15 protein-coding genes are annotated in these 14,662 nt (G+C 56.6%); 6 read left to right on the top strand and 9 right to left on the bottom strand.

Annotation, left to right across the window (positions count from 1 at the left end):
- Positions 1 to 8: 8 nt before the first annotated feature.
- From ruvA to aspS, 5 genes are all read right to left on the bottom strand, one after another.
- On the bottom strand, positions 9 to 623 hold the full coding sequence (gene ruvA, locus ADJ24_RS04555) for a Holliday junction branch migration protein RuvA (protein ID WP_023312236.1): 615 nt from the start codon (positions 621 to 623) through the stop codon (positions 9 to 11).
- Between the two features lie 80 nt (positions 624 to 703).
- On the bottom strand, positions 704 to 1,225 hold the full coding sequence (gene ruvC, locus ADJ24_RS04550) for a crossover junction endodeoxyribonuclease RuvC (RefSeq protein ID WP_003859749.1): 522 nt from the start codon (positions 1,223 to 1,225) through the stop codon (positions 704 to 706).
- A 34-nt stretch (positions 1,226 to 1,259) separates the two neighbouring features.
- On the bottom strand, positions 1,260 to 2,000 hold the full coding sequence (locus ADJ24_RS04545) for a YebC/PmpR family DNA-binding transcriptional regulator (RefSeq protein WP_008500447.1): 741 nt from the start codon (positions 1,998 to 2,000) through the stop codon (positions 1,260 to 1,262).
- 27 nt (positions 2,001 to 2,027) lie between these two features.
- Positions 2,028 to 2,471, bottom strand: coding sequence for a dihydroneopterin triphosphate diphosphatase (gene nudB / locus ADJ24_RS04540; RefSeq protein WP_023312237.1), 444 nt, complete (start codon positions 2,469 to 2,471; stop codon positions 2,028 to 2,030).
- Position 2,472: 1 nt separating this feature from the next.
- Positions 2,473 to 4,245, bottom strand: coding sequence for an aspartate--tRNA ligase (aspS, locus tag ADJ24_RS04535; RefSeq protein ID WP_023312238.1), 1,773 nt, complete (start codon positions 4,243 to 4,245; stop codon positions 2,473 to 2,475).
- Between the two features lie 263 nt (positions 4,246 to 4,508).
- Between aspS and ADJ24_RS04530 the strand changes: the two genes are divergently transcribed.
- From ADJ24_RS04530 to cmoB, 5 genes are read left to right on the top strand one after another with little or no spacing between them, the layout of a single operon-like run.
- Positions 4,509 to 5,075 carry a hydrolase gene (locus ADJ24_RS04530; RefSeq protein WP_023312239.1) on the top strand — a complete coding sequence of 189 codons (567 nt, stop codon included), beginning with the start codon at positions 4,509 to 4,511 and terminating at the stop codon, positions 5,073 to 5,075.
- Positions 5,072 to 5,890, top strand: a complete 819-nt coding sequence (locus ADJ24_RS04525; RefSeq protein WP_023312240.1) for a DUF72 domain-containing protein — start codon at positions 5,072 to 5,074, stop codon at positions 5,888 to 5,890. The genes ADJ24_RS04530 and ADJ24_RS04525 overlap by 4 nt, the downstream gene beginning before the upstream one ends.
- A gap of 51 nt (positions 5,891 to 5,941) precedes the next feature.
- On the top strand, positions 5,942 to 6,337 hold the full coding sequence (locus ADJ24_RS04520; protein WP_021240443.1) for an MAPEG family protein: 396 nt from the start codon (positions 5,942 to 5,944) through the stop codon (positions 6,335 to 6,337).
- A 40-nt stretch (positions 6,338 to 6,377) separates the two neighbouring features.
- A complete protein-coding gene (gene cmoA, locus ADJ24_RS04515; RefSeq protein WP_023312241.1) occupies positions 6,378 to 7,121 on the top strand; it encodes a carboxy-S-adenosyl-L-methionine synthase CmoA in 744 nt (247 codons plus the stop codon).
- Positions 7,118 to 8,089 carry a tRNA 5-methoxyuridine(34)/uridine 5-oxyacetic acid(34) synthase CmoB gene (gene cmoB / locus ADJ24_RS04510; protein WP_023312242.1) on the top strand — a complete coding sequence of 324 codons (972 nt, stop codon included), beginning with the start codon at positions 7,118 to 7,120 and terminating at the stop codon, positions 8,087 to 8,089. The genes cmoA and cmoB overlap by 4 nt, the downstream gene beginning before the upstream one ends.
- Positions 8,090 to 8,351: 262 nt before the next feature.
- On the opposite strand, the gene cutC is transcribed toward cmoB, so the two are convergent.
- Positions 8,352 to 9,095, bottom strand: coding sequence for a copper homeostasis protein CutC (gene cutC / locus ADJ24_RS04505; protein ID WP_023312243.1), 744 nt, complete (start codon positions 9,093 to 9,095; stop codon positions 8,352 to 8,354).
- Positions 9,096 to 9,173: 78 nt separating this feature from the next.
- Complete coding sequence (locus tag ADJ24_RS04500; RefSeq protein WP_023312244.1) at positions 9,174 to 9,734, bottom strand: VOC family protein; 561 nt, start codon at positions 9,732 to 9,734, stop codon at positions 9,174 to 9,176.
- A 239-nt stretch (positions 9,735 to 9,973) separates the two neighbouring features.
- Between ADJ24_RS04500 and argS the strand changes: the two genes are divergently transcribed.
- Positions 9,974 to 11,707 carry an arginine--tRNA ligase gene (argS, locus tag ADJ24_RS04495; RefSeq protein ID WP_023312245.1) on the top strand — a complete coding sequence of 578 codons (1,734 nt, stop codon included), beginning with the start codon at positions 9,974 to 9,976 and terminating at the stop codon, positions 11,705 to 11,707.
- A 35-nt stretch (positions 11,708 to 11,742) separates the two neighbouring features.
- On the opposite strand, the gene ADJ24_RS04490 is transcribed toward argS, so the two are convergent.
- Positions 11,743 to 12,882: a glycoside hydrolase family 88/105 protein gene (locus ADJ24_RS04490; RefSeq protein WP_032668507.1), complete on the bottom strand. Its 1,140-nt coding sequence runs from the start codon at positions 12,880 to 12,882 to the stop codon at positions 11,743 to 11,745.
- A gap of 4 nt (positions 12,883 to 12,886) precedes the next feature.
- Positions 12,887 to 14,470, bottom strand: a complete 1,584-nt coding sequence (locus ADJ24_RS04485; RefSeq protein WP_023312247.1) for an MFS transporter — start codon at positions 14,468 to 14,470, stop codon at positions 12,887 to 12,889.
- Between the last annotated feature and the right edge of the window lie 192 nt (positions 14,471 to 14,662).

Genomic DNA, 14,662 nt, shown 5'->3' with positions numbered 1-14,662 from the left:
CCTTTACCTCACAATGCAGCGCGCAGCGCTTCACGAATCAGGGTTTCACTGCTGGCGTCCGGTTTGGCAATTTTGCTCACCATACGGCTGGCCTCCTGAGGTTTATAGCCCAGCGCCACCAGCGCGGCAACCGCTTCCTGCTCGGCGTCATCATCCGTCGCAGGGCCGCCAGGAGAGGTCAGTACCAAATCGGCAGCCGGAGTGAATAGATCGCCATGCAGACCTTTAAAGCGGTCTTTCATTTCGACAATCAGGCGCTCGGCGGTTTTCTTACCAATGCCCGGGAGCTTAATCAGCGCCGCAGGATCTTCGCGCTCAACGGCATTCACAAACTGTGGTGCCGACATGCCGGACAAAATCGCCAGCGCCAGCTTCGGCCCAACGCCGTTGGTTTTAATCAGCTCGCGGAACAGGGTGCGTTCCTGCTTGTTATTGAAGCCGTACAGCAGCTGGGCATCTTCACGCACCACAAACTGGGTAAAGACAATCGCCTCTTTGCCCGCGTCCGGCAGCTCGTAGAAGCAGGTCATCGGCATATGGACTTCATAGCCCACGCCACCCACTTCCAGCAGCACTAACGGGGGTTGTTTTTCAATGATGATGCCTCTGAGTCTGCCTATCACGTGACGCTCCTGCGTTCTGGGAGAAATTAACTGCCGACATAATAAAAAAAGGCTGGATGTTTATCCAGCCTGATTTCTGATTATCGTAATCTGCCTCGCGCCAGATTGAGCCGCGACTCGCTCATTTGCATCGCATTCTGGCTGACGTGACAGTGGGTAATCGCAATCGCCAGCGCATCGGCGGCGTCGGCCTGCGGGTTCGCGGGAAGCTTCAGCAGGGTTCGCACCATATGCTGCACCTGGCTTTTTTCCGCGCTCCCAATGCCCACCACCGTCTGCTTAACCTGACGTGCCGCGTATTCGAATACCGGCAAATCCTGGTTCACGGCAGCGACGATGGCGACCCCGCGCGCCTGACCGAGCTTTAGCGCCGAATCGGCGTTTTTCGCCATAAAGACCTGCTCGATGGCGAAATAGTCCGGCTGAAACTGGGTGATGATCTCCGACACGCCCGCATAAATGAGCTTCAGGCGCGAAGGAAGATCGTCCACTTTGGTGCGAATACAGCCGCTGCCCAGGTAGGTTAACTGGCGTCCCACCTGACGGATAACGCCATAACCGGTGACGCGTGAGCCTGGGTCAATCCCGAGAATAATCGACATCACGCGTCTCCCGTAAACGGTTTACAGGCTCTCATCAGAGAGTCGCTGCAACCTCATCAGAGATTTCACCGTTGTGGTACACTTCCTGAACGTCGTCGCAGTCTTCGAGCATGTCGATCAGACGCAGCAGTTTTGGTGCCGTTTCCGCATCCATGTCCGCTTTGGTGGACGGGATCATGGACACTTCAGCGTTGTCCGCTTTCAGGCCAGCCGCTTCCAGCGCGTCGCGCACGGCACCCATCTCTTCCCACGCGGTATAAACGTCGATAGCACCGTCATCGAAGGTCACTACGTCTTCCGCACCGGCTTCCAGCGCCGCTTCCATGATCGCATCTTCGTCGCCTTTCTCGAAGGAGATGACGCCTTTTTTGCTGAACAGGTAAGCCACGGAACCGTCGGTGCCCAGGTTGCCACCGGTTTTGGTGAACGCGTGGCGCACTTCCGCAACGGTACGGTTACGGTTGTCGGACAGACACTCGACCATCACCGCAGTACCGCCAGGGCCGTAACCTTCATAAATGATGGTTTCCATGTTCGCGTCTTCATCACCGCCCACGCCACGTGCGATAGCACGGTTCAGGGTGTCACGCGTCATGTTGTTAGACAGCGCTTTATCTACCGCCGCGCGCAGACGCGGGTTAGAAGCCGGGTCGCCGCCGCCCAGACGCGCTGCTGTCACCAGCTCGCGAATGATTTTGGTAAAGATCTTACCGCGCTTGGCATCCTGTGCCGCTTTGCGGTGTTTGGTGTTGGCCCACTTACTATGACCTGCCATAAAAAGTTCTCCAAAAATCGCGCCTTCTCAGGCTGCGTTAATTACAAATTCTTCAATCGCCTGCCGGTTGCTCCACGACTTGGTGAGTGCGGCGGCATCCGCCGCACTCACCCAGCGGTAGGTCAGGTGTTCGGTAAACACGATCTCCCGTTCATGGGGGAGCGCGAGACAGAACCACGACTCCGTATTGCGCTCGGTACCCGGCGCGTAGCGATGACGTAAATGGCTAAAAATTTCAAACTCCACCGTGCGCTGGCAGTCCTTCAGGGTCAGTTGCTCGCGGGCAACGTCAATGGTGACCTCTTCCTTTACTTCGCGCGCGGCGGCCTGCAACGCGGTTTCCCCCTCTTCCAGACTGCCGGTTACCGACTGCCAGAAATCAGGGTCATCGCGCCGCTGCAACATCAGCACCCGCTTCGTGTCTTCTGCATAAATGACCACCAGGACCGAAACGGGAAGCTTATATGCCATATCAGTTTTTCTCTTCCTTCTTCACCACTTCAATGCCCAGCTCGGCCAGAGAGGCCGGGTTGGCAAAGCTTGGCGCTTCGGTCATCAGACACGCTGCGGCAGTGGTTTTCGGGAAGGCAATAACATCACGAATGTTATCGGTGCCGGTCAGCAGCATGGTCAGTCGGTCAAGACCGAAGGCCAGACCCGCGTGCGGCGGCGTACCGTATTTCAGGGCGTCCAGCAGGAAGCCAAACTTCTCGCGCTGCTCCTGCTCGTTGATGCCGAGAATGCCGAACACGGTCTGCTGCATTTCGCCGCTGTGAATACGTACGGAACCACCGCCCACTTCGTAGCCGTTGATAACCATGTCATAAGCGTTCGCGACCGCATCTTCCGGTGCCGCTTTCAGCTCTGCTGCCGTCATGTCTTTTGGCGAGGTGAACGGGTGGTGCATTGCGGTCAGGCCGCCTTCACCGTCGTCTTCAAACATTGGGAAGTCGATAACCCACAGCGGCGCCCATTTGTTTTCATCGGTCAGGCTCAGGTCTTTGCCGAGCTTCAGACGCAGCGCGCCCATCGCATCCGCCACGACTTTCTTGTTGTCTGCGCCGAAGAAGATCATGTCGCCGTCCTGCGCGCCGGTGCGCTCAAGGATCGCTTCCACGATGTCCGCGTTCAGGAATTTCGCTACCGGGCTGGTGATGCCTTCCAGACCTTTCGCACGCTCGGTAACTTTAATATAGGCCAGACCTTTCGCGCCGTAGATCTTGATGAAGTTGCCGTAGTCGTCGATCTGCTTGCGGCTCAGGGCAGCACCACCCGGTACACGCAGCGCTGCTACGCGGCCTTTAGGATCGTTAGCCGGGCCAGCGAATACGGCAAACTCAACGCCTTTCACCAGGTCTGCTACGTCCACCAGCTCCATCGGGTTACGCAGGTCTGGTTTGTCAGAGCCGTAACGACGCTCGGCTTCAGCGAAGGTCATGATAGGGAAATCGCCCAGCTCAACGCCTTTCACGTCGTTCCACAGGCTACGCACCAGAGCTTCCATCACTTCACGCACCTGCTCGGCGGTCATGAAGGAGGTTTCCACATCGATCTGGGTAAATTCTGGCTGGCGGTCAGCGCGCAGGTCTTCGTCGCGGAAGCATTTAACAATCTGATAGTAGCGATCGAAGCCGGACATCATCAGCAGCTGTTTGAACAGCTGTGGAGACTGCGGCAGCGCGTAGAATTTGCCTTTATGAACGCGGGATGGAACCAGGTAATCGCGTGCGCCTTCCGGCGTGGCTTTGGTCAGCATCGGGGTTTCGATGTCGAGGAAACCGTGGTCATCCATAAAGCGGCGCACCAGGCTGGTGATTTTCGCACGGGTTTTCAGGCGCTGAGCCATTTCCGGACGACGCAGGTCCAGGTAGCGGTATTTCAGACGCGCTTCTTCAGTGTTGACGTGGTTGGAGTCCAGCGGCAGCGCTTCTGCACGGTTGATGATCACCAGATCGGACGCCAGCACTTCGATGGCACCCGTCGCCATGTCGGCGTTGACGTTTTTCTCGTCACGCGCGCGCACTGTGCCGGTAACCTGAATGCAGAACTCATTACGCAGCTCAGAGGCCAGCTTCAACGCATCTGCGCGATCCGGATCGAAGAACACCTGAACGATACCTTCGCGGTCGCGCATATCGATGAAGATAAGGCTACCAAGATCACGACGACGATTGACCCAACCACACAGGGTTACCTGCTGTCCAACGTGGGACTGACGCAGCTGCCCGCAATATTCTGTACGCATGAGATATCCCTTAATTAGCCGCAGGCTAAATGTCGCCTGGTATGCAGGCTACTATGTCGCAGCTTTCTGTATGTCACTACTGGATGAAAAAAGGCGGCTATTATACTGGAAATTCCGCCGGACGATAAGAGCGAACCACGGCCAGGCGGTCGTTTGCTGCACTCTTATTGCGCATTCTCACAAAAATTAACAAAATTATCCGACCAGGAACAGGCCATGACGTCGTATGGTGTCTGGAAGTGATTCATTTAACGGGAGTAACGATGTTAACACTTGATGCCAGTAAAACCGCACTTGTTGTGATTGATTTACAGGAAGGCATTCTGCCCTTCGCCGGTGGCCCGCATACCGCGGATGACGTGGTCAACCGCGCTGCTCGCCTGGCGGAAACATGTCGTGCCAGCGGTGCGCCTGTTGTCATGGTGCGCGTCGGCTGGTCCGCTGATTACGCTGAAGCGTTAAAACAGCCCGTTGATGCCCAGGCTCCTGCACGCGCCCTGCCTGAAAACTGGTGGACGTACCCGGCCGCACTCGGCAAACGCGACAGCGACATCGAAGTGACCAAACGCCAGTGGGGCGCATTTTACGGTACCGATCTCGAACTGCAACTCCGCCGTCGCGGCATCGACACCATCATCCTGTGCGGCATTTCCACCAACATCGGCGTGGAGTCTACCGCCCGCAACGCTTGGGAGCTGGGCTTTAATCTGCTGATCGCCGAAGATGCCTGCAGCGCAGCCTCCGCGGAACAGCACCAGGGCAGCATGACCCATATCTTCCCGCGCATCGGCCGCGTGCGCAGCACGGATGAGATTGTCAGCGCGCTATGATGTTCGTGGGCCTGCCCCAGTGGTCGCACCCGAAATGGGTGCGCCTTGGCATCACCAGCCTTGAGGAGTATGCCCGGCACTTCAACTGTGTCGAGGGTAACACCACCCTGTATGCGCTCCCCAAAGCCGAGATTGTTACGCGCTGGCGGGAACAAACGACCGACGACTTCCGCTTCTGCTTTAAGTTTCCGGCCACCATTTCCCACCAGGCCGCGCTGCGCAACTGCGGTGATTTGACCGAAGAGTTTTTTACGCGCATGTCGCCGCTGGCGAACCGCATCGGTCAGTACTGGATCCAGCTACCCGCCACGTTTGGCCCGCGCGATTTGCCTGCGCTCTGGCAGTTCCTGGATGCCCTGCCCTGCGAATTCACCTACGGCGTCGAAGTCAGGCATCCTGAATTTTTTGCGAAGGGCGAAGCAGAAAAAGCGCTCAATCGCGGCCTGCTTGAGCGTTCCGTTAACCGGGTGATCCTCGATAGCCGACCGGTGCACAGCGCTGTCCCCCATAGCGAAGCCATCGTTGAAGCTCAGCGTAAAAAACCGAAAGTGCCGGTCCACGCCATCGTGACCGCACATAACCCAATGGTCAGGTTTATCGGCAGCGATAACATGCAGCAAAATCAGGTGATGTTCGCCGTCTGGCTGCAAACGTTAGCGAAATGGGAACACACCACCACGCCGTATCTCTTTTTGCACACGCCAGATATTGCCCAGGCCCCCGAACTGGTCGATGCTCTTTGGCAGACCTTGCAGGCTGCGGTGCCGTCCGTGGGCAGCGCCCCTTCCATCCCACAACAATCTTCTCTTTTCTGATATCACCCCCTATCATAGTGAAGTGCCATCTGCCAAAAACAGGGAGTTTGTATGGTCAGCGCGCTGTATGCGGTGTTAGGTGCATTACTGCTGATTAAGTTTTCATTTGATGTTGTGCGCCTCAGAACGCTGTACCGCGTCTCTTACGGTGACGGCGGATTTTCCGAGCTACAAAGCGCTATCCGCATTCATGGCAACGCGGTCGAATACATCCCCGCAGCCTTAATCCTGCTGCTGTTTATGGAGATGAATGGCGCAGAAACCTGGATGGTGCACATCTGTGGCCTGCTTCTTATTGCTGGCCGCCTGATGCACTATTACGGTTTTCACCACCGCTTAATCCGCTGGCGTCGTTCCGGCATGAGTGCGACCTGGTGTTCGCTTTTGCTGATGGTGCTGGCTAACCTGTGGTATATGCCGTGGGAGTTGGTTTTCTCCCTCCATTAGCGCACAATACGCCACTTTATTTTTCCCGGATTTTTACGTTATGTCAGATCGCGACACGCTTTTTTCCGCGCCTATCGCCAGCCTGGGCGACTGGACCTTCGATGAACGGGTAGCCGAAGTCTTCCCGGATATGATCCAGCGCTCTGTTCCCGGTTATTCCAATATTATCTCTATGATCGGCATGCTGGCTGAGCGCTTCGTTCAACCCGGCACGCAGGTCTATGACCTGGGCTGCTCGCTCGGCGCGGCAACGCTGTCGGTCCGTCGTAACGTTCACCACGAAGGCTGCCGAATCATTGCCGTCGATAACTCCCCGGCGATGGTTGAGCGCTGCCGTCGCCACATTGACGCGTATAAAGCCCCTGTTCCGGTAGACGTGGTGGAAGGCGATATCCGCGATATTGAGATCAATAACGCCTCGATGGTGGTGCTGAATTTCACCCTGCAGTTCCTGGTGCCTGAAGACCGTCAGCTGCTGCTGGACAAAATTTATCAGGGGCTGAATCCCGGCGGCGCGCTGGTGCTCTCGGAGAAATTCAGCTTCGAAGATGCCGAGGTTGGCGAACTGCTGTTCAATATGCACCACGATTTCAAACGGGCGAACGGCTACAGCGAGCTGGAGATCAGCCAGAAGCGCAGCATGCTCGAAAACGTGATGCTGACGGATTCCGTAGAAACCCACAAAGCGCGCCTGCGCAAAGCCGGATTTGAGCACAGCGAACTGTGGTTCCAGTGCTTTAACTTCGGCTCTCTGGTGGCGTTGAAAGCGGGAGAATCCGCATGATCGAATTCAGTAACTTCTATCAGCTGATTGCCAAAAACCAGCTCTCCCACTGGCTGGAAACCTTGCCCGCGCAGATTGCCGCCTGGCAGCGCGATCAGCAGCACGGCCTGTTAAAGCAGTGGTCAAATGCGGTGGAGTTTCTGCCCGAACTGACCCCGCATCGTCTGGATCTTCTGCACAGCGTAACCGCCGAGAGCGAAGAGCCGCTTCCGGCCGGACAGATCAACCGCATCGAAACGCTGATGCGTAACCTGATGCCGTGGCGCAAAGGGCCGTTTTCACTTTACGGCGTGAACATCAATACCGAATGGCGCTCGGACTGGAAATGGGATCGCGTTCTGCCTCACCTTTCCGACCTGACCGGACGTACCATACTGGACGTGGGCTGCGGCAGCGGTTACCACATGTGGCGCATGATTGGCGCGGGCGCGCATCTGGCGGTCGGTATTGACCCGATGCAGCTGTTCCTGTGCCAGTTTGAAGCGGTGCGCAAGCTGCTGGGTAACGACCAGCGCGCGCACCTGCTGCCGCTGGGCATTGAACAACTCCCTGCCCTGAAATCCTTTGATACCGTCTTCTCCATGGGCGTGCTGTACCACCGTCGTTCCCCGCTTGAACACCTGTGGCAATTGAAGGATCAGCTGGTCAGCGGCGGCGAGCTGGTGCTGGAAACGCTGGTAATTGAAGGCGATGAACATGCCGTTCTTGTGCCGGGCGATCGCTACGCGCAGATGCGCAACGTTTACTTCATCCCTTCCGCGCTGGCGCTGAAGAACTGGCTGGAGAAGTGCGGGTTTGTGGATGTGCGGATTGCCGACGTCAGCGTGACTTCGCTCGAGGAACAGCGCCGCACCGACTGGATGATCACCGAATCGCTGGAGCAGTTCCTCGACCCGGCCGACCACAGCAAAACCATCGAAGGCTATCCGGCTCCGATGCGTGCGGTGTTGATTGCGACCAAGCCGTAGCCTTTTAGCCGGGTGGCGGCTACGCCTTACCCGGCCTACTCGTAGCACGTTTTCTCCGAAATAGTTCAGGTTGCAGCAAGGCGGCTACGCAGCGAATCCCCGGGAGCTTACATCAGTAAGTGACCGGGGTGAGCGAGGCGGCCAACGCAGCTGCGGCTTGAAGCATGAAAGACAAAAAAAGGCCCCTGTTGAAATTGCAGGGGCCTGGTACAAGCAAGCATCATATTGGGCGACATGATGCGCGGTAAAAATCGGTACGTTGCTACACGTGATGGCGCTCAATCAGCGACTTCATTTCCGCAACCGACTCTCCCTCTACGCCATAGCGTGAATACTCATCCGCTTCAGCATCCGTCGACATTGACAATCCTGTATTGCGATAACGCATGGGCGAAGGTATCCATTTACCCGCGGAGCTGTGCAGCTCTTCTACCCCTGCGTTTAAAAACCGTTCCAGATTGCTGGCGCGGACTCCCGCACCCGCCATTATTATTGGAACACCAGAATGTGCTTTTAGTTCCGTAATTAATTGCAGTCCTTTTTCAGCTGACGCCTGCTGACCCGATGTCAGGATGCGCGCCACGCCAAGTTCTCCAAGCGTTTCAAAGGCCTGAAGCGGATCATTACACATATCAAATGCGCGATGAAAAGTGACGGCCAGCCCCTGCGCGGCGCTCATAATCTGACGCATGCGCGGTATATCGATATTGCCGTCTTCATCCAGCAGGCCGGTCACCAGCCCTGGAAACCCGAGGTCCCGAACGAGCGCGATATCATCAAGCATGGCACTGAACTCGCCCGCCGTGTAACAAAAATCACCGCCGCGCGGACGAATAATCGGGTGAACGGGAATGGTGACGGCCTGACGAGCAGACTTCAACACGCCGTAAGACGGCGTCAGCCCGCCCTCTTTGGGTGCCGCGCACAGTTCAATGCGGTCAGCCCCGTGCTTTTGCGCGGTCACGGCACACTCCACGCTGTAACAACAAATCTCCAGCAGCGCCATTTAATCCTCCTGAAATTCCACTAAACGAAATATCATGACACGCCGTCCGTTTTCAGTCCCGGCGTGAACTCACATCTCTTACGCTTCGCTGGCAACAATCTGCTCAATGGTCCACGGATGAAACTTCACCGTGACCTGTCCGTCAGTGACGGCCAGCGTCGGGTTAGGTAACCGCTCGCGCTCGCCTTTGGGTGAACTCGTCTTCACAAAAATTCCCGGCTTGCTTAAGCCTTCGTCGGAAAGGAGGGCCAGCGCGCGCGCGTTCAACGTTTCCGGCTCACCCGGCAGGACAATTTCGATATGCTCCCAGCCTTCCTGCGGATAGCGTTTCTCGCCCGGCCACGGCAGTTCAACCACGGTGAATTGCCAGTGCGCCACGTTCACCGGTTCATGCAGTTTGAACAGGCAAATGGGGCGACCATTGATGATGTTCTCGGAGAGCAACTCGCCGCACCGTTCGAACCCGCGACGCCAGCGCTCGGCCGTGGCATTCTGATGACAGCGCAAAGAGATGTGATCGGCCTCAAGCGGCGCGATATCCAGACCAAGACGGGTGGCAAGATCTGTGAACGCCTGGGTGAAGCGCGGTAAATCTGCGGAAATATCATGCAGTTCGTCAATGGATTGCCAGTTCGCCATAAGTCACTCTCTTTTCATGTCGCAAAGCCGCTAATTTACTCTGTTGCCCTGTTTTGACCAACCGCAGAATCCAGCTTTTTATGACTGCATGATTATGCACACCTTCACCGCCTGGATTCTGAGCAATCTTCAGTCCCCGCAATGCTGACGCCAGAGGGCATTTGCAGTATACTCCCGCCCTAAATTCTTTAACTGGCGCGGGCGGTTGTAAGCCCGCATCAAAAACGTAAGGTATCCAGGTGAATATTCAGGCTCTTCTCTCCGAAAAAGTCAGTCAGGCACTGATTGCCGCAGGCGCGCCTGCGGATTGCGAACCGCAGGTTCGTCAGTCAGCAAAAGTACAGTTTGGCGACTATCAGGCTAATGGCGTGATGGCAGTGGCTAAAAAACTGGGCATGCCGCCGCGACAGCTCGCTGAGCAGGTACTGACGCATCTGGATCTTTCCGGCATTGCCAGCAAAACCGAAATCGCCGGTCCGGGCTTTATCAACATCTTCCTTGAGCCTGCATTCCTGGCAACCCACGTTGATGCGGCGCTGAAATCTGACCGTCTGGGCGTTTCCCAGCCGGAGGCGCAGACCGTCGTGATCGACTACTCTGCCCCGAACGTGGCGAAAGAGATGCACGTTGGCCACCTGCGCTCCACCATCATCGGTGATGCCGCGGTGCGCACGCTAGAATTCCTCGGTCACAAGGTGATCCGCGCGAACCACGTGGGCGACTGGGGTACCCAGTTCGGCATGCTGATTGCTTACCTGGAAAAACAGCAGCAGGAAAACGCAGGTGAAATGGCGCTGGCGGATCTGGAAGGGTTCTACCGCGAAGCCAAAAAGCACTACGACGAAGATGAAGCCTTTGCCGAGCGCGCGCGCAGCTATGTGGTAAAACTGCAGGGCGGCGACCAATACTTCCTCGAGATGTGGCGCAAGCTGGTTGATATCACCATGTCTCAGAACCAGCTGACCTATAACCGTCTGAACGTTACCCTGACCCGTGACGACGTGATGGGTGAAAGCCTCTATAACCCAATGCTGCCCGGCATTGTGGCTGACCTGAAAGCGAAAAACCTGGCGGTAGAGAGCGAAGGCGCAACGGTGGTGTTCCTTGATGAGTACAAAAACAAGGAAGGCGAACCGATGGGCGTGATCATCCAGAAAAAGGATGGCGGCTACCTCTACACCACGACAGACATCGCCTGCGCGAAATACCGTTACGAAACGCTGCATGCCGATCGCGTGCTGTACTACATCGACTCCCGTCAGCACCAGCACCTGATGCAGGCGTGGACCATCGTGCGTAAAGCCGGTTACGTGCCGGATTGCGTGCCGCTTGAACACCACATGTTCGGCATGATGCTGGGTAAAGACGGCAAGCCGTTCAAAACCCGTGCGGGCGGAACCGTGAAGCTGTCCGACCTGCTGGACGAAGCGCTGGAACGCGCCCGCCGTCTGGTGGCCGAGAAGAACCCGGACATGCCTGCCGACGAGCTGGAAAAACTGGCCAACGCCGTGGGTATCGGTGCGGTGAAATACGCGGATCTCTCCAAGAACCGTACCACCGACTATATTTTCGACTGGGATAACATGCTGGCGTTTGAAGGCAACACGGCGCCTTACATGCAGTACGCCTACACCCGCGTGCTCTCGGTGTTCCGTAAGGCGAACATTGATGAAAGCGTACTGGCGAATGCGGCAGTGACCATCACGGAAGATCGTGAAGCACAGCTGGCGGCGCGCCTGCTGCAGTTTGAAGAGACGCTGACGGTTGTCGCGCGTGACGGTACGCCGCACGTGATGTGTGCTTACCTGTACGATCTGGCGGGTCTGTTCTCCGGCTTCTACGAACACTGCCCTATTCTGTCTGCGGAAAACGAATCGGTCCGCAACAGCCGCCTGAAGCTGGCGCAGCTCACGGCGAAGACCCTGAAGCTGGGTCTGGATACCCTGGGTATCGAAACCGTAGAACGCATGTAAGACAAAAAACCCGGCAAGCGCCGGGTTTTTTCTTATCAGAAATACTTCCGTAAATATTCCGTCAAACAGAGAATCGCCATCGCCTGTCCGTACGGCATCGACGTCAGCGGGATCTGGCGATAAAACTCAAGATCGCTGCCCATGCCCGTGCCGAACGACGTTTGCAACAGCTCGCCTTCCGGCGAAATATGTTTGACGATACCGCGAATCGCTTTTTCTGCCACTTCGGCATACTCCGCGCCAACGTAGCGCTTGCGCACGGCTTTCAGAATGCCGTAGGCAAACCCTGCCGTGGCGGACGCCTCAAGATAAGAATGTGGATCGTCGAGCAGCGTATGCCATAGCCCGCTGTCGTCCTGATATTTCGCCAGCGCGGCAATCTGCGCATTCAATACCTGCGCCAGGTAGCGGCGCACCGCGTTGCTTTCCGGCAGATCCACCAGCTCAAGGAAGTCCGGGATGACGATGGTGAGCCAGCTGTTGCCGCGCGCCCAGCGGGCACGGGCAAAGTTATGATTACCGTCATAGCTCCAGCCGTGGAACCACAGCCCGGTCTCCCGGTCCATCAGGTTCTGCACGTGCAGCAGGAACTGATAGACCGCCTCTTCAACGTACTCCGGCTTATTGAGCAGCTTGCCGATTTTCGCCAGCGGCAGCACCGTCATCATCAGCGTGTCATCCCACATCTGTTGATGGTTTTCTTCCGCCAGGGTGATGTGCTGCATCCCGCCGTGTTCCGTGCGCGGCATCTCTGCCATCGCCCATTCCGCCCAGCTTTCCAGCCACGGCCGCCAGGCCTGATTTTGGGTCTCTTCGTAGCGATAAGCCAGCGTCAGAAACGGCGACATGGTATTCACGTTTTTGGTGGTCGCGCCTTCCGCAAAGCGGTCGGCAAACCAGCTGTCGATAATGTCTCGCATACCTTCATCGCCGGTCTGGCAGTAATACTGCCAGATACCGTACAGGCCAACGCCGTGCGTCCACTCCCATCCGGCCCAGCCTTTGGTGTCGATCACGCGCCCGTCGTCCAGCCGCAGCAAAAATTTACCCGTTTTGTCGTGGATATTGACCAGGCTATGCGTCACCTTTTGAATCAGCGATTTCAGCTCGTCCCGGGCGATAAAGCGCTCTGGCTGACGCAGTAACGGGCTATGTTTGACAGGCCAAACTTTCATCATCTTAACCTCTGTTGTATGTCGAATTCAGTACCGCGCGCTCTTTCAGAGAGGGTGCCGCTGGCTTGTTGCGATTCAGATAACCGATGTTGTTATTGCCCCACAGTGACTCATAAGGCATACCGGCCAGCATCTCGACGGTGGCGCGGGCGTGTGGCGTCGCTGACTCAGGCATCGCATGACCACACTCGCGCATTTTCGCGGTCTCCTCGCGCAGCGTGCTGTGGGTCTGCAAATTGAGCCTGAAGCGCAGGGAAACGAGGAAGCCGCAGAACAGCACCAGGATGGTGCCCACGCTCAGGATCGTCAAAATGGTGTGGCTCACTTCCGCAGGCTGTACTTTCTGACCGCTGACAAAGCCGGACATCTGCATCACAATGCCCACCAGCATCACCGCACCGGCCTGTGATGCCTTACGGGTCAGGGTCATGATGCCCGCGAAGATCCCTTCGCGGCGCTGGCCGGTGATCGCTTCATCCACGTCAGCAATGTAGGTGTAGGTATTCCATGGCACATAGTTGATACCGCCGCGACCGAGGCCCGCCACCGCAGAGATCAGCAACAGCAGAGCGTAAACGTCGCTCAGGCCCGCGTAATAGAGCACGGCGTAGGAAATTGACGCCAGGCCAAACAGCACCACCACCATGCGGTAGGACGGCGCAGGCCCGAAGCGGATACACAGCGGGATCATGGCGATAACCGCAAGGAACTGGAAGATGGCCATTGTGCCCAGCAGACTGGACGCCATTGACGCTTCCTGCATCAGCACGAACACCACGTAGTAGGTGAATACCGCATTAAACACGTCCTGCGCGATATAGCCGCCGAGGTACATCCCCAGATGCTGACGGAAAATCTTGATGCGCAGCGTGGAGCTGAGCTCAACGATCAGGCGGTTGAGGCTTTGCCCTATCGTCAGCTTCTTCTTCTCTTCTTCAGCACGCAGCGCCGCTTCAGACCACTCTTCGCGCGGGCGTTCCCAGGTGAAGAACCAGACGAAGGTCAGCATCAGCGCGCAGAGCACGGAGAAGACCAGGCTTGCGTAGAAGAAGGAAACCGCGTTGTCTTTCCCGAACCAGGTCAACAGGATCCCCGGCAGGAAGGAAGCCAGAATGGCGGACATCTGGGCCATAGCGATACGCGCCCCGGAGAACTTGGTTTTCTGTTTAAAGTCATCGGTCATTTCCGGCACCAGCGTTTCGTACGGCACCAGAATCATGGTGTAAACAATATCAAACAGCAGATAGGTCAGCAGGTAGTACCCGAAGCTCATATCCCCAACCCACATCAGCGAGTAGCTGAACACGCACGGGATCCCCAGCAGAATAAAGAACTTACGGCGGCCAAAGCGCTTGCCGAGCCAGGTCGTACCAAAGTTATCGGTTAAAAAGCCCATCAACGGGCTAACGACGGCATCCAGCACCCTTGCCGCGGCAAAGATGAACGTTGCTTCGATCGGTGAAAGCCCGCAGAAGGTGGTATAAAAATATAAAAGCCAGGCCGCCGTCAGGGCGGTGGTACCCGCCCCGAGAAAATCACCTGACCCGTAAGCAAGATAATTCGCGAGTCCAATTTTACGTGTTTTCATTGCCGTCAACCCTAATCAGTTTCAGGAGACTCCCTGCAAGCACGCTTCGTCCGGGAGCTTTTATACGGCTACAGTAAATGCATCGACCTGTTGATACCTTTCTGTTTCTGCCACTCCTGAGAGGGTGCATGGCAAAAATACAAAGAGTAGGGTCACGCGCGTCACTGATTTATAAAACAGCGTTTCTATTTG

The organism is Enterobacter sp. 940_PEND (assembly GCF_001059415.1).
Taxonomy (GTDB): Bacteria; Pseudomonadota; Gammaproteobacteria; order Enterobacterales; family Enterobacteriaceae; genus Enterobacter; species Enterobacter cloacae_M.
Note: the sequence above shows the minus strand (reverse complement) of the source record. Positions and strands in the feature narration are given on the sequence as shown.

Coding starts and splice junctions, on each gene's coding strand:
- ADJ24_RS04545 (WP_008500447.1), bottom strand. CDS start 2,000: ATGGCAGGTCATAGTAAGTGGGCCAACACCAAACACCGCAAAGCGGCA.
- cmoB (WP_023312242.1), top strand. CDS start 7,118: ATGATCGAATTCAGTAACTTCTATCAGCTGATTGCCAAAAACCAGCTC.
- aspS (WP_023312238.1), bottom strand. CDS start 4,245: ATGCGTACAGAATATTGCGGGCAGCTGCGTCAGTCCCACGTTGGACAG.
- ADJ24_RS04520 (WP_021240443.1), top strand. CDS start 5,942: ATGGTCAGCGCGCTGTATGCGGTGTTAGGTGCATTACTGCTGATTAAG.
- ADJ24_RS04500 (WP_023312244.1), bottom strand. CDS start 9,734: ATGGCGAACTGGCAATCCATTGACGAACTGCATGATATTTCCGCAGAT.
- ADJ24_RS04485 (WP_023312247.1), bottom strand. CDS start 14,470: ATGAAAACACGTAAAATTGGACTCGCGAATTATCTTGCTTACGGGTCA.
- ADJ24_RS04530 (WP_023312239.1), top strand. CDS start 4,509: ATGTTAACACTTGATGCCAGTAAAACCGCACTTGTTGTGATTGATTTA.
- nudB (WP_023312237.1), bottom strand. CDS start 2,471: ATGGCATATAAGCTTCCCGTTTCGGTCCTGGTGGTCATTTATGCAGAA.
- ruvC (WP_003859749.1), bottom strand. CDS start 1,225: ATGTCGATTATTCTCGGGATTGACCCAGGCTCACGCGTCACCGGTTAT.
- cutC (WP_023312243.1), bottom strand. CDS start 9,095: ATGGCGCTGCTGGAGATTTGTTGTTACAGCGTGGAGTGTGCCGTGACC.
- ADJ24_RS04525 (WP_023312240.1), top strand. CDS start 5,072: ATGATGTTCGTGGGCCTGCCCCAGTGGTCGCACCCGAAATGGGTGCGC.
- ADJ24_RS04490 (WP_032668507.1), bottom strand. CDS start 12,882: ATGAAAGTTTGGCCTGTCAAACATAGCCCGTTACTGCGTCAGCCAGAG.
- cmoA (WP_023312241.1), top strand. CDS start 6,378: ATGTCAGATCGCGACACGCTTTTTTCCGCGCCTATCGCCAGCCTGGGC.